Raw genomic sequence first — 14,643 nt, 5'->3', positions numbered from 1 at the left:
GAAAACCGCAAGCATACATGCTTACGGTTGATTGCTTTTTACTAAGTCATCTAGACTTTTAAAATGATACCCTTTCTCGCGCAAATCATCAATGATTTTTGCAAGTGCTTCTGCATTATCTTTTGATATGGCATGAAGTAATAAAATAGATCCTGGATGAATCATCGTCATAACATTATTATGCGCATATTGCCATCCTCTTTGTTGATCTACTTTCCAATCCAAAAATGCAAGTGACCAAAATACATTATAGTAGCCCATTTCTTTCGTAAGGGCTAACGTTCTTTCACTAAATACGCCGCGCGGGGGACGTACATATTTCACTTCTTTTTGCCCAGTTACTTTTTTAATTTCTTCCGTTACACTCGTTAATTCTTCACGAAGTTTCTCATCGTTTACCGCTGTGAAATCAGGATGGCTCCAAGAATGGTTTCCAATAATGTGTCCTTCATTCTTCATTCTTAACAATAAATCTTTTTGTGTTTTAATGTAATGCCCCGTTACAAAGAAAGTTGCTGGTACTTTTTTCTCTTTTAATACGTCTAAGATTTTCCCTGTGTATCCATTCTCATAACCATTATCAAATGTTAAATAAATATCTTTTTTCTTCGTATCCCCTAAATAAAAACCGCCATTTTTTTGTAGTAAATCTGTATATAACTTTCCTGCATCTGGTACTGTTTCATTTTTAGGGCGCGGGATTCCCCAGTTATGTGGAGTATTTGTATAAGCTAATGCCGAAACTGGAACAAGTGCCATCATAATTGAAAAAATGAGACCGATATATAACCATTTATGTTTCATAAATAGTCTCCTTTCCATATATAATCGTACTTGTAGTTTCTGTTGCTACGCATTCTTTCATGCTGAACATGTTTTTCTATATATACCAAAAAAATGCATCTCGAATGATTCGAGATGCATTTTTGTTTACTTAAATACTGGCTCTTTAAAGCTAGCTAATTTTTCAAGTGATGTTTTATCAACATCTGCATGTAAGCTATTACCGTGGGAATCCATTGTTACAACTGCTTTAAATCCATCGATACGTAAATGCCACATTGCCTCTGGAATACCAAATTGTAAGAAATCAACATCTTTCACTTCTTTAATACATTCAGCATAATATTGCGCTGCACCACCAATTGCGTTTAAATATACACCGCCGTGTTCTTCTAAAGCTGCTAATGTTTTCGCACCCATACCGCCTTTTCCAATGACAGCTCTAATACCGAATTTCTTCATAATGTCACCTTGGTACGGTTCTTCACGAATACTTGTCGTTGGACCTGCCGCTTTAATTTGCCAATTGTCATTTTCATCTTTCACAACAACTGGACCACAGTGGTAAATAATTTGCCCATTTAAATCTACTGGACAATCGTTATCCATTAAATGCTTATGAATTGCGTCACGACCTGTATACATCATGCCATTAATTGTTACAACATCACCAACGCGAAGTTCACGAATTTGCTCTTCTGTAATTGGTGCTTGTAATACAATTTCACGTTGCTCTGTTTTTTCTTGTACTTCTTGCTCCAGTGTATCTTCACCTTCTTGATATAACCAATCCATAATTTCACCTGTTTCAGGATGGATTGTTACGCCAAGGCGGCGATATGCCCAGCAATTATACGCCACAGATACGTAGAAACTAGCTGGCAGACGGTTATATACGCCAATTTTACAACCAAGTAAAGTTGTTTCTCCACCAAATCCCATCGTACCAATGCCAAGCTTATTCGCATTTTCTAATACGTACTCTTCAAGTTGTTGTAATTCTGGGATTGGATTAACATCATCTAATGTACGGAATAATTGATTTTTTGCTAATTCGTAACCTGATGTGCGGTCTCCCCCGATACCAACACCAATTACACCTGCACTACATCCTTGACCTTGCGCTTGATATACTGCATGAAGAAGGCATTTACGAATCCCTTCTAAATCACGGCCAGCTCGTCCAAGTCCTTCTAGTTCGCATGGTAAGCTATACTGAATATTTTTATTCTCACAGCCACCACCCTTTAGGATTAAACGTGCATCAATATAATCTTTTTCCCATTGTTCAAACTTAATTACCGGTGTACCTGGTCCTAAATTATTTCCACTATTGTCTCCAAAAAGAGAATCAACAGAATTTGGACGAAGTTTACCATCTTTTGTCGCCCGCTCAAGCGCATTATAGATGGCTTCCTTCAACTTTAATTGGTTCACACCAACTGGTGTATAAATTTTAAACGTTGGCATCCCTGTATCTTGGCAAATTGGCGAGATGTTATCATCAGCCATTTTAATATTATTTGTAATTGTGCCAAGTGCCATCGCAGAACGAGTCCCTGCATTTTCTCGCTCTTTCGCTTGTTGAATCGCACGACGAACATCTTTCGGTAAGTTCGTTGACGTTTCAACAATTAGTTGATACATGCTTTCTTGAAGCTTTTCCATTGTTACTTCCCCCTCAATTGTGAACGCTACCAAAACGTTATGAGCTGAAAATTTCATTGTTATGCTCTTTCACTTTTTATTTGTTTCACGCTATTCAAGCATAAATGAAATTTTTCACAACTTGATTATACCTCTTTTTCTATCGTCCTTCTATTATCCACACAGAAAAAGGCTACCAAATTGGAATTGGCAGCCTTTTTAATATATTATTCGTCTTTTTTAAATTGCTCACATTTTAATTCTAATTCATCTAACATTGCAAGAAGACGATCTACATCTTCTAATTCTACTTCTTCAGGTTCAATTGTATCAATTACTTCAATGAACATATTTAAACGTTCCTTTAAATATACTAATTGTGTATCTTTATCTTGAATTGCTTTTCCCATGAAGGCACTCTCCTTTTAATTCGAGTTGCTTTTATTATACCGCAAAAATGATTACAATGGGTATGTAATTTCATCAATTTTGTCACGGTTATTCACTATAATGTAAGCCCTCTCTCTTTTTCCTCTAAAAAGTTTCACTTTATAAAAAGTACATATTCTTCTATTATAGAGAATGGACAAATTGTTATTTCAATAGTCAAAGGAGTATTTCATATGACGATATCACAAAAAATGAAGCCGATTACTCCTTCTTACGATCCATGGGAAGCGTATATGGACCTTGAAGAGTACGGCAAACTACTATTAACAAATGTTGAGTTTACAACGACGACGTTATGCAATATGCGCTGTGAGCATTGCGCTGTTGGTTACACGTTACAGCCGAAAGACCCGAATCCGCTTCCGATGGATCTTTTATTAAAACGATTAGATGAGATTCCTCATTTACGTTCTTTAAGTATTACTGGCGGAGAACCTATGCTTTCAAAAAAATCCGTCGACAACTATGTAACACCACTCTTAAAATATGCCCATGAACGAGGCGTTCGCACTCAAATCAACTCAAACTTAACTATAGATTTAGCACGTTACGAGCAAATTATTCCTTATTTAGACGTACTGCACATTTCTCATAACTGGGGAACAATTGATGATTTCGTTGAAGGTGGATTTGCAATGATGGAGCGTAAACCTACGTATGAACAACGTGCAAAGTTATTTGAACGAATGATTACAAATAGTAAAGCTCTATCAGATGCAGGTGTACTTGTATCTGCTGAAACGATGCTGAATAAACGAACTCTACCACACATTGAACATATTCATCGTCAAATCGTTGACGAAATGGGATGTAAACGTCATGAGGTTCACCCAATGTATCCAAGTGACTTTGCGAGTAATCTAGAGATTTTAACAAAAGCTGAAATTCGTGATGCAATTGAGCATTTACTAGAAATTCGCGATGAAAATGTATGGATGTTATTTGGAACTTTACCTTTCTATGCTTGTAGCGATGACGAGCGCGACATTGCCACATTTAAAAAATTACAAAAGAGCAAAAATGTCACAGTTCGTAATGATCCGGATGGCCGTTCTCGTTTAAATGTAAATATTTTCGATGGAAATATTATTGTAACGGACTTTGGTGATGTTCCACTTCTAGGAAACATACAAACAAATACGTTACAAGAAGCGTATGAAAAATGGAGCGCTTCAAAAACAGCAAAATCATTAAGCTGTCACTGTCCTGCAGTAAAGTGTCTTGGACCGAATGTTCTTGTAAAAAACAGCTACTATCCGACAGAAGATTTCTTATCAAAAACAGCAAATATTACATTATAAAAAAACGTCAGCTTATAAGCTGACGTTTTTTTATGTTATTGCGAGTGAGAAGAAGAAATGAATTTAAAATACAAATGATCATGAATTGGAATAGCCGCTCCAATTCCTTGAGAAGTAATATTTTTTACAACGAGCCTTTTTTGATTTCCCTTTAATACAAGGTATACTTCTCCAAATGTTACTTTCCCTTTTTCATTTACTGCTGGTGTATAAGCATATAAATATCCAAGTTGACTCGGACTAATGTTATACACACGTTCATGTCCTGTGCCATAACCAATAGTCGTTTTAAATGAAAGCGGCAATTGTACCTTTTCAAGTGCTTTGAGAAGCATCATTTTCTTCACATCTGCAGCATCTTTCATATCTGCTGTTAAATCGCCTTCAACCGTCTTTTGCGTTTCTTGCTTATAGCGTAGCGGATATAGGCGATCTCCTCCTCGATTATCATACACATTGCGATTTACTTGTTTATATTCCCAATTGATTGATGTATCAACCGATTCATAATGCAAAGCCCATTGACCTAAATAAATCTTCGCTCGGTACCCTACCGCAAGCGGCGCATTCGAAATTGTCGTTTCATTAAACATTCGAATTAAGTCTGGGTTTTCGATTTTAATATTCGCTGTTTTCAATAGTTCTTGAGCAAACTTACTCGGCTGCAAACGCGGTAAATCTTGCGCATCATTCGGAAACGTATTGTCTTTAGAAATATTTAAAACAGATGAAGGCATTTTTGTTTCTACCGTTGTCTTTGCAAAACTCATGTTAGGAAATAATAGAATAAACGAGACCATAGTTGAAAGACATATGCTGTATACTCGTTTCACCTGTCTGGCTCCTTCCTATGTAAAGGTATATATACTACTTTGTTTATTGTTTTCTCTGGGCACAATTGTTATGCCTATTTTTCATAATAAATAAAAACCAATTCCCATAATGACATACGCTGCTAATAAAGTACCACCTTCAAACCAATTTGTATCTCCATCATTTGAAATCGCAATCGTTAAGAAAACAGCTGTAATCATAGAAACAAGTTCTGGTATCGTAAATACTAAAGGCATCCTTTGCGTGAAGAACATAGAAAGCAGTACTAATACAGGAGCAACAAACATGGCAATTTGTAATGTAGAACCTATTGCAATCTCAACTGCAATGTTTACCTTATTTTTATACGCCATAATAATTGCAGATGCATGTTCCGCTGCATTCCCGACAATTGCGACGATAATAACCCCTATAAATAGTTCTGACCAACCAAATGATTTTGCAACTGTCTCAAATGTATGCACGAGCGCCTCTGACACATACGCTACCGCAATTGTTGCTATCGCTAAAATGAGTAATGCTTTCCCTTTCGACCACTCTGGTTCTTCCTCATGAGCGACTTCATCACTTTTATGCTGATATACACCACGGTGCGTAACTAACTTAAATAGCAATGCAGCAAGGTACATAATAATCATAATAATCGAGACACCTATACTTAACTGATACGTCTTTCCAGCGTCCATCTTCATTGAAAAAATCTCTGGAATAACAAATGCTACTACTACAGCAAAGATTAATAAAGCCGAATTATGCCTTGCATCATACACATTAAAACTTTGTCTTTTATATTTAAGCCCTCCCACAAAGAAGGATAGCCCTCCTACTAATAATAAATTTCCAAGTACAGAACCCGTTAAAGAAGCTAACACTACCTCAATTAATCCTGCCTGAAGTGCAAAAATTGAAATGATTAGTTCAACAGCGTTACCGAAAGTAGCATTTAATAATCCACCTATTCTAGGACCAGATACAATTGCCAAACTTTCTGTCGCTCTCCCCATAAAACCCGCTAATGCGATAATCGTAATACAATACACAGCGAACATAATTGTTTGAGGCCAATGAAGTGTTTTCCCAAGTACAGACAGTGGTACACCTATAAGCGCTACTATAAGAAATATTTTATTAAACATGCTTTTCATCCTTCCATCGTATGTATTTCTCCTCGATATTATTATTATTCTTCTCCTAACTTGTCCGATTTCATCACAATTGCGTTTAAAAAATCGGATTGAAGAAAACAGTATGAAAGATATTTAAATTATCTTGTTGAAACAGACAGAATTATAAATTATGAAAAGGGGTTAAAATTATGCACTTAAAAGAAAAAATCGCAACTATTATTCAAGGTCAACGTACCGGTGTATTATCTACAGTACGAAATGAGAAACCTCATAGCGCCTTTATGATGTTTTTCCACGAAGATTTTGTACTATATGTTGCAACAGATCGACAATCAAAAAAGATAACAGATATTGAAAACAATCCAAATGTACATGTACTACTTGGTCGTGAAGGAAAAAAATTAGATGAAGATTATATCGAAGTGGAAGGCTTAGCCTCCATCGAGGAAGACTCCACATTAAAAAACAAGTTTTGGAATAATAGCTTAAAGCGTTGGTTACTCGGTCCTGAAGACCCTAATTATGTACTAATTAAAATCAACCCCGATACAATTTATTACATCGATGGTGCCGGTACGACGGAGCCCGAGTTTTTACGACTATAAAGTGAAACAAGCCCCCCTTTAGGTGGGCTTGTTTTGTCGAAAAGTTCTTCTGAAAAAAACAATAAAATAGGTGGAACTTTCTAAAGATTCTGTTATATAATAGCATTAACTTAAATAAACTGTATTAAAACAGATTGAGAGGAGAAATAAAATTGATGAAAAGAGAAGAACGTAAAAACATGATTGAGTTTATCGAAAAGAAAAAAGGGATTGAGCGTGACGAATTATTGTTTATGACAGATGATGAAGTAGAACATATTTATAATGTAACGTACTTTTTATATGAAGAAATTGCAGAGTAGTATAATAATCCCCACCTTATGAAAAATATAAGGTGGGGATTATTTCTTTATCTATCCAGCTCTTTGCGAGGCGGTAAAACCCCATTCACTTTATACGTGAGAATGATTTTCATGTATAATAATGTAAGATTGGAGGAATTTTACTATGAGTTCATGGCTCTTATTCGCACTATTATCAGCAATTGCTGCTGCCCTTGTATCTATTTTCGGTAAGATTGGTTTAGATGGAATCGATGCCAATGTTGCTACGACAGTTCGTTCTATTATCATGGCATTATTTATGGTAGGCGTTATTATTATACAAGGTAAATTTCAAAATATTGGCGACGTACTTCTAAATAAAAAAGCACTGCTTTTTATCACATTAAGTGGAGTTGCAGGTGCTTCGTCATGGCTATTTTATTTTCTTGCACTTAAAACAGGAAAAGTTTCACAAGTAGCTCCTGTCGATAAATTAAGCGTCGTATTTTCTATCATTCTCGCTATGATTATACTCGGCGAAAAATTAAACTTTATGACTGGTATTGGTGTTGTCTTTATTACAGCTGGTGTACTATTTATTGCTTTCAGCTAAAAAAACCGCTACTCGCGGTTTTTCTTTTTCTTTATGTAAAACCATACGACACATGTAACAACTACTGAAATGGATAAAATCCATATTCCATAATGATGCAAACTATACTCAACAAAACGCCACTTCTCTCCTAACTTCCAGCCAAGTCCAATAAAAACACTTATCCAAATAAACGCACCACCGTAAGCGTACAAACAAAAACGCCAAAGTGTTAAATTCGACATCCCAGCAAAATACGCTGTTAAATGACGTACTCCTGGGATAAAATAACCAACTATTAAAAGAAATGGGCCATATTTTTCAAATAAAATATGTGTTTTTTCAATGTGATGTTCTTTAATTCTAATTTTCGGTCCATATTTTTTTAAAACAGGGAGTCCAAGTTTTAAACCTAATATGTAGCTTAATGTAATGCCTAACATCGCACCAGCCATCCCACTTAAAAACGCAGCAGCTCCTGACATAACGCCTTTTGAAACGTTATAACCAACGAAAGTCAATAAAAACTCGTCTGGTATCGGTAATCCAACAATCCCACCGGCCAAAGCTATAATAATTCCAAAATACCCATAATGTGCGATTAACTCGCCAATATGTTGTTCCATTCGGAAGACACATCCTATACACGATCGTTATTCCATATTGTGCCCTTTCTATCTTTCAGACAAACATGGTATACATATTCACTATACATTGTTTTTATAATGAACTCTACTTCTATCCATTCCTTTAGTAGGAAGAAATTGAACTATTAATCAGTGACCTCGCTCATTCTTAGTGCACATCAATCATGTGCTAGACTCCCGCCTTCTTCCCTTATATCTATCTCTTCTTGAAGGGCTAATCTTACTATCCACAAATACCGGGATTAAAAAATAAAAATTCATATGCTTGTTTTTTTGTTACAATAAAGGAAAGTTACTTTTCGCAACGGTTTAACTCTCAGGAAAAATGATATACCTAGCAAAAACATAGTTTGGTCGATATAATGCAACTTCTACCTATTAAAAGAACATGCACCCTTTACATACAACATCATTTTTCTAAATTATACAGGGGGAACGAACATGACCATTGAAAATCAATTTATCCAAAAGGTTTACTATAAAACATTTTTAACAGAAGAAACTTCTACTCCAGTATCAGAAGTACTCGGTGAAGCATATATAAATGAATCTACAAATGAATTCTCCAACATTTCTAATATTCGCTTTGCTCAAGGTGAATTGTATTACCAAAATAAAGACTTTGAAGCAGCGATATTTAAATGGGAGAAAGTAAATAATGAGCTTGCACTTTGGGCAACCAAAAATATTGCAGATGCTTATTTTGAACTAGGATTCTTACCAAAAGCAGAAGAAATGTATCAATCTATCCAAACGGAAGATACAACTCTTACAATGGAAGTTTCCTTACAACTTCTTTCTCTTTATATCGAACAAGATCGTTTAGGTCTAGCATTTAAGACGATTAGTGAAGCTGTTGCATTTCAACCTGACTATCCAAATATTACTTCAATTGCTCGCTCGTTCTATGAAAAACAAGAAGATTGGAATAACGCCATCGAACTTGCCGTTCAAGAAGGAATTCGAACAAAATCATTACATTGGTTCGATACTTTAATTAATTATGTGAATCAAGGATTTACGAAACAAATCAAACCAGAATATTTCTATGAATCTTTAAAAGCTTTATATGCAATTGATCAAGTCCAATTTAAGGAACTTGTTATCGCTCTTTGGAACAGCTATCAAAATGAAAAATCACATCTACCTTGGATTCAAACAATCAATCATTTATTCTTACATATTGAGACAGACAACAATGACGATTGGCATGAAATTGTTGAACGCTATCAAGATACGTACTTTGAATTAATTACTGGTGAACATTTCATGCATGAAATGCAAGGACTTGTACCTGACTTATTAACAAATTGGTTTAGTTTAACGAGAGCAAAAGACGCCCTATTCGTCTCTGCTGCAGTGTTAGCGTGGAATGAAGTTTCACCTACAACTTTAGAGTCATTACTCGTAAAAAGTGCGGGAGCCCTACTCTCTAATTCAACAGCTGAAACAAATATAAATATGGAAACTGTTTCTCATTTATTCGAAACAATTGCTGTATGGGCTGAAAAAAATGATGTAGATTTAAGTCATCAATTTACGTTACTCGTTCATGAACTATGTGATTTAAATGTTACAAAATTACTAATTGCGGGAACTAGTGACCATGATAAATTATCATTCGTCAATTCAATATTAGGAGAAAACATCTTAACTGAAACTATAACAACTCCTATTCTATTTAAAGATGATAGCCAAACTGAAATAACAGAATTCACTGCGTTAGATGTGCACAATATACCGAACTTTGATGAATTCCATCAAATAATGGCTACACCTGAACAATCAGAACTTGAGAACAAATGTATAGAAATTAAATTACCAAGTAGATTTTTGAGAAAGAATAAATTTGCATTTCTTGTTACACCATCTGTTCAAGGACAAGTGGATAAAAACAGCTCATATTTTGAATACTTACAAGCCGCAGATAGCCTTATTTACGTATTAAATTCTGCTTCATCGTTACATGGTGAAGAACTTGATATATTACTTTATTTACGTGAACAAGTACCAAACTTACAAATTCATTTCGTATTACACACAAATAGTGCGGATACGAATGAAAAACTAATGAGTAAGATGAAAGTCCATTTCCCAAATGCGCAGTTCTTCCCATACTCTCCTTCACAAGAGGGGAGCCAGCAACTTGGGGACGTGACAGAGTCTATTCTTTCTAATCTAGCAGAACGAGATATAGAACAAGAACGTATCGAAAAACTAATATGGTTTACTCAAAAGACAATCGCATACCTTGTAAATGAACGTGTGGAATTAGAAAATACATTAGTCAAATCAGTACGTTGGAATAAACATATCTCAGTAAAACTAAACGGATTTATTAACAATCTTACTGCTCTTGAAAAAGATAAAATTCGTTCTATTACAGAATCTTATCTTTTAACAAAAGAAGAAATCACACGAGATATCCATTCTCAAATTCCTGAATTATTACAGAGCTGCTCTGACCTTGTTCAAGAAGATAGTGATTTCAAATTAGTTCATGAAGAATTAAATACTGCGATGAACGAACGAATTCAAAAACATGTACAACAGGTACTTCTTCCTAAATTTACTGGGTTTATTCAAGAGTGGATTGAAACAGCACATAATGAATTTATTCAGGCTCAATCTTATTTAGATGAAATGAGTGAAACGTTTAATAAATTATATAAAGAAGAACGTATGAAACTTCCTTGCGATTTCAAATTACTAGATGATTGGCATCGAGATGTTGTACGTATGACAAATAGAATTACAGTATCGAACATCAATATTTTATTACGCTTTACACCAACACAATTTTTCTTAAAGAGTGCAGGAAAACTGTTTGGTAACATGCAAAAAAATCAATCTATGCTTGCAAACAAATATAAACAATACATTGAAACGGAAGATTATACGGAAATTGCTCAAACAATCTCAAAACAATTCTTCCTTCAATTTGAAGTATTTGAAGGCGCATTAGAACGAGATATCATGATGTTCTTTAAAGATCCACTTAGCATATTGAAACAAAATGTAGAAGCCGCTCAACTTGAAATACAGGAAGACGAGCAAACATTAGCAACGTTAAGAAGCAATCCAGAAACTTATCACGATCCGTTAGCATTCTTTAAACTGCAACTATTGCAGCACAAATTCGTTTTAAGTACGAACAAAAACAATGAAGACGTCTATGAATTTAATGAGTCTCCTACGATTTAACATAAAGTGAAACTTTAATCAGTGGGGGAGCTTCATCCCCCACTGATTATTAGTTGAACCAATCGGACTTTTATGGGCAGTTGATCCCCCACCTAACTTCCTTGCTTTCGCTGAATTTTGAGGGGGGTCTTACTGCCCATTAAAGCGGGATAAAAACCAAGCAAACTGAAATTTGCTTGGTTTTTTACTTTAATTCATTATTTTCATATGTTCGAATGGATAATAAATTGCCGCTAATTCTCCTAATACATCCGCTTTATCAATGAGTCCTAAACCATTTCTACTATCTCTGCTTATTAAGCGATTATCTCCCATAACAAAAATCTTATTTTTAGGAACTGTAATCGGTCCAAAGTCCTCCGTTAAATTCATAAGTTTTTTTTCAGCTTGTTTTTTATTACTATACAAATACGCTTCCTCTATCACTTCATGATTCACATATAATTGATCATTTCTCACCTCAATAACATCGCCAGGCAAACCAATAACCCTTTTCACATAAAAATTATCTGTCTTTACAACAATAATATCTTCTCTCCCATAACTTTCAAATTGCTTTGCCAACTTATTCACAATCACCTTATCCCCATCTTGTAACGTTGGCTTCATAGACGCCCCTTTTACAGTCGTAGGAAAAAACACGAAAATTTTCACCAAAAACACGAGCAAACAAGCAATTGCAATTGTTCCAAAGAATTCACGCAAACGTTTTTTCTTTTGCATCATTCCACCATCTCATCGTCTTTTTACTTTTATTATAAAGACTTCAACCGTCTATTTTCCACAAAATTCTGAATTATACAATTCTAATATTACAAAAATATAAATAATAATATTCAATAATGTATTATTTTGATATACTATATCTTGCATTTATCATTATATTTTTAGTTACTTAGGAGGACTTTTTCTATGAAAGTTATGCTTAAAAATGAAAATACCGGTCAAATTAAACAAGCAAAAATTGGTTTTAGTTGGACTGTATTTTTCTTTGGTTTCTTCCCTGCTATATTCCGTGGAGACTGGAAATGGTTTTTAATTATTTTAGTCGCTAGTATGTTTACATTCGGATTCTCTAACTTAGTCTTCTGCTTTATTTACAACAAGCTTTACATCAATGATTTATTATCCCAAGGTTATAAAGCAGCAGATGAATACAGCCTTTCTGCTCTACAACAAAAAAACATTGTAGCATAGTAACAAAAAAGATACTCTTCAAATAGTCTATCCACTATTCGAAGAGTATCTTTTTATATTCCCACATATACAATACACATTTGAGCCGCTACATATGTAAACCAAATCCAAAGTGGTTCATACTTTAATTTGCGTCCTCCAATATCTGTCACGCCAATAATAAAATCAGAAATGACAAATAGTAAGCCACCAAAAGCTGGTATCCACCATATTCCTGTATTCTCATAGTATAAGGCGAACGCAAAGCAAGCCATGCCTCCAACCCACAATCCGTAAATTAGCGCTCCTATCGTAAACAATTTATCCTGTTTCTCATTTCGAATAAAGAAGAACCATCCTATAATGAGAAAGAGTCCGTATACAAGTAAACCAATCCAAAAACCATTCCATGAAATGCCTGTTTGCAAAAATGCTTTTACATAAAAACAATGCGCAAGCGCGAAAGTAATCATCCCTCCAATTAGCCTGTGACCAATTGGAATTAAACCTGCCATAAATAAATCCCCTACAGTTGATAACGTCATACCTAGTGCAACCCACGTACTATAATCTACTGATGGATCTTGTAACCATATCCAAATTGCACTTGCTGTTAACGAAAAACTAAGAATAAGACGCACCGCTAAAGGTAACGGCATGTTATTTCTTGTTTTTTTCGTCTGCCCTATTGCGTACATTGCACCAATTAAAAAAAGAATGATTTGTCCAATTAATACCATATAAAGTAGATTCATAACATGTTCTCCCCAATAAATGCTTTTTGTATCTTTTTTCGTTACACCTAGTCTATTATCCTTTTTCTATTTAAAAAAAGAAGAACTGTACTGTTCTTCTTTTGTAATCGTCTTCTCTTTCTATGCTACTTGTTTTTCTTGCTCTATTTTTTGCTTAGCTGGCGTCCGATTCACGACGATAATTCCCGCGGCTACACATGCTAAACCGAATAGTACAAATGAATGAATTGCTTCTCCTAAAATCATGCTCGATAATAACACACCAAATACAGGTATAAAGAACATATACATTGATACTTTTCCAACCTTGTTGTACTTCATAATTGTATTCCAAATGCAAAATCCTGCTGCGGATAAGAAAGATAAGTAAATCAGCATAAGTATTGCATGTACACTGAATGTAAATGGCATAACTCCAACTTGCAAAGCCCCTATACATAATAGCCCGATAGAACCAAAAATCATTTGGTATGCTGTCATATAGCCAACATCTAATGTTTTACTACCTTCTTTCGCCAATATATTCCCATACGAGTACAACATTGCTGCACTCAGAAGTAATAAACTACCGATTCCGAAATGGAATGACAAACTACCATCACTCGGTACATTTACTAAAACGACACCACAAAATCCGATAGAGACTCCAATTATTTTTCTCATATTGAGCGCATCGTCTTTATATAAGAAGTGCGCGAGTAAAATTTGAAAGAATGATGATGTTCCTGAAATGATAGCTCCTTCAATACCAGAGCTATAACTCATCCCAATATAAAAACATATATATTGAAGAAATGTTTGAAATAAGCCAATTTGTACTAACTGCTTCCCCGTTCCTTTTTTGAAGCTCATATCTTTTCCTAACGCTTTAAAGAAGAATAAAAGCATAACCCCAGATAAAAAGAAACGATAGCCAGCAAATAATATTTGCTCTCCAACTTCTTGTGGCTGAATTCCAAGTTCAGCATAACTTAATTTAATAAAAGGAAATGCGCTTCCCCATAAAAAAGTTGCTACTATTGCAGCAATAAATACGCCAATCGGATGGGTAAAAAATTTCTCTGTCTTCACTTGTTGTCTTCCTTTCCGATCTTTTTATGAACAGTATTCATATATACCAAAGGAATTGAGAAAACACAAGTTTTCAGTTTCTAAACAAACAAAAATATATCATCTAACGAAAACATATGCTATACTATAGAATAATTACAACATAATAACTATTAAAATCAGTTTCAACAGAAATGCTGCTATCCATT

General features: G+C 34.7%; 15 protein-coding genes. 6 read left to right on the top strand and 9 right to left on the bottom strand.

What is annotated here, in order from left to right; translation table 11 throughout:
• Positions 1 to 21 precede the first annotated feature (21 nt).
• The 3 genes from pdaA to MR083_RS09315 form a co-directional block, all read right to left on the bottom strand.
• Positions 22 to 804 carry a delta-lactam-biosynthetic de-N-acetylase gene (pdaA, locus tag MR083_RS09325; protein WP_000681212.1) on the bottom strand — a complete coding sequence of 261 codons (783 nt, stop codon included), beginning with the start codon at positions 802 to 804 and terminating at the stop codon, positions 22 to 24.
• Positions 805 to 930: 126 nt separating this feature from the next.
• A complete protein-coding gene (gene fumA, locus MR083_RS09320; RefSeq protein ID WP_000413517.1) occupies positions 931 to 2,451 on the bottom strand; it encodes a class I fumarate hydratase in 1,521 nt (506 codons plus the stop codon).
• A 206-nt stretch (positions 2,452 to 2,657) separates the two neighbouring features.
• Entirely contained in the window at positions 2,658 to 2,840 is a 183-nt protein-coding gene (locus tag MR083_RS09315; RefSeq protein ID WP_000513558.1) for an SE1561 family protein, read from the bottom strand.
• A gap of 213 nt (positions 2,841 to 3,053) precedes the next feature.
• Between MR083_RS09315 and yfkAB the strand changes: the two genes are divergently transcribed.
• Positions 3,054 to 4,181 carry a radical SAM/CxCxxxxC motif protein YfkAB gene (yfkAB, locus tag MR083_RS09310; RefSeq protein ID WP_000156010.1) on the top strand — a complete coding sequence of 376 codons (1,128 nt, stop codon included), beginning with the start codon at positions 3,054 to 3,056 and terminating at the stop codon, positions 4,179 to 4,181.
• Between the two features lie 35 nt (positions 4,182 to 4,216).
• Here the strand turns inward: yfkAB and MR083_RS09305 are convergent, their stop codons facing one another.
• Together MR083_RS09305 and cax are read right to left on the bottom strand one after the other, a co-directional pair.
• Positions 4,217 to 5,014, bottom strand: a complete 798-nt coding sequence (locus MR083_RS09305; protein WP_014893338.1) for a YfkD famly protein — start codon at positions 5,012 to 5,014, stop codon at positions 4,217 to 4,219.
• A gap of 81 nt (positions 5,015 to 5,095) precedes the next feature.
• The gene (gene cax, locus MR083_RS09300; RefSeq protein ID WP_000482144.1) at positions 5,096 to 6,151 is read right to left on the bottom strand and encodes a calcium/proton exchanger; all 1,056 of its coding nucleotides are present in this window, start codon (positions 6,149 to 6,151) and stop codon (positions 5,096 to 5,098) included.
• A 179-nt stretch (positions 6,152 to 6,330) separates the two neighbouring features.
• On the opposite strand from cax, the gene MR083_RS09295 reads away from it, so the two are divergent.
• The 3 genes from MR083_RS09295 (at position 6,331) to MR083_RS09285 (ending at position 7,623) form a co-directional block, all read left to right on the top strand.
• Positions 6,331 to 6,747 (top strand): pyridoxamine 5'-phosphate oxidase family protein, encoded by a 417-nt coding sequence (locus tag MR083_RS09295; RefSeq protein ID WP_000550219.1) that lies wholly within the window; start codon positions 6,331 to 6,333, stop codon positions 6,745 to 6,747.
• A gap of 155 nt (positions 6,748 to 6,902) precedes the next feature.
• Complete coding sequence (locus MR083_RS09290) at positions 6,903 to 7,049, top strand: BH0509 family protein (RefSeq protein ID WP_000817786.1); 147 nt, start codon at positions 6,903 to 6,905, stop codon at positions 7,047 to 7,049.
• Positions 7,050 to 7,194: 145 nt separating this feature from the next.
• Positions 7,195 to 7,623, top strand: a complete 429-nt coding sequence (locus MR083_RS09285) for an EamA family transporter (RefSeq protein ID WP_000100306.1) — start codon at positions 7,195 to 7,197, stop codon at positions 7,621 to 7,623.
• Between the two features lie 8 nt (positions 7,624 to 7,631).
• Here MR083_RS09285 and MR083_RS09280 read toward each other — a convergent pair whose 3' ends face one another.
• On the bottom strand, positions 7,632 to 8,228 hold the full coding sequence (locus MR083_RS09280) for a DedA family protein (RefSeq protein WP_000434852.1): 597 nt from the start codon (positions 8,226 to 8,228) through the stop codon (positions 7,632 to 7,634).
• Positions 8,229 to 8,690: 462 nt separating this feature from the next.
• On the opposite strand from MR083_RS09280, the gene MR083_RS09275 reads away from it, so the two are divergent.
• Positions 8,691 to 11,453, top strand: coding sequence for a tetratricopeptide repeat protein (locus MR083_RS09275; RefSeq protein WP_000151448.1), 2,763 nt, complete (start codon positions 8,691 to 8,693; stop codon positions 11,451 to 11,453).
• A 189-nt stretch (positions 11,454 to 11,642) separates the two neighbouring features.
• On the opposite strand, the gene lepB is transcribed toward MR083_RS09275, so the two are convergent.
• Positions 11,643 to 12,179 (bottom strand): signal peptidase I, encoded by a 537-nt coding sequence (lepB, locus tag MR083_RS09270; protein WP_011039965.1) that lies wholly within the window; start codon positions 12,177 to 12,179, stop codon positions 11,643 to 11,645.
• 186 nt (positions 12,180 to 12,365) lie between these two features.
• Between lepB and MR083_RS09265 the strand changes: the two genes are divergently transcribed.
• Positions 12,366 to 12,650 (top strand): hypothetical protein, encoded by a 285-nt coding sequence (locus tag MR083_RS09265; RefSeq protein ID WP_000867043.1) that lies wholly within the window; start codon positions 12,366 to 12,368, stop codon positions 12,648 to 12,650.
• A gap of 53 nt (positions 12,651 to 12,703) precedes the next feature.
• Here the strand turns inward: MR083_RS09265 and MR083_RS09260 are convergent, their stop codons facing one another.
• Together MR083_RS09260 and MR083_RS09255 are read right to left on the bottom strand one after the other, a co-directional pair.
• Positions 12,704 to 13,384, bottom strand: coding sequence for a lysoplasmalogenase (locus tag MR083_RS09260; protein WP_001051060.1), 681 nt, complete (start codon positions 13,382 to 13,384; stop codon positions 12,704 to 12,706).
• A gap of 120 nt (positions 13,385 to 13,504) precedes the next feature.
• Positions 13,505 to 14,455, bottom strand: coding sequence for a DMT family transporter (locus MR083_RS09255; protein WP_000845690.1), 951 nt, complete (start codon positions 14,453 to 14,455; stop codon positions 13,505 to 13,507).
• Positions 14,456 to 14,643: the final 188 nt, after the last annotated feature.

Source organism: Bacillus cereus group sp. BfR-BA-01408 (assembly GCF_022663305.1).
GTDB lineage: Bacteria > Bacillota > Bacilli > Bacillales > Bacillaceae_G > Bacillus_A > Bacillus_A pacificus.
This window is presented reverse-complemented; position numbering and strand designations above follow the sequence as displayed.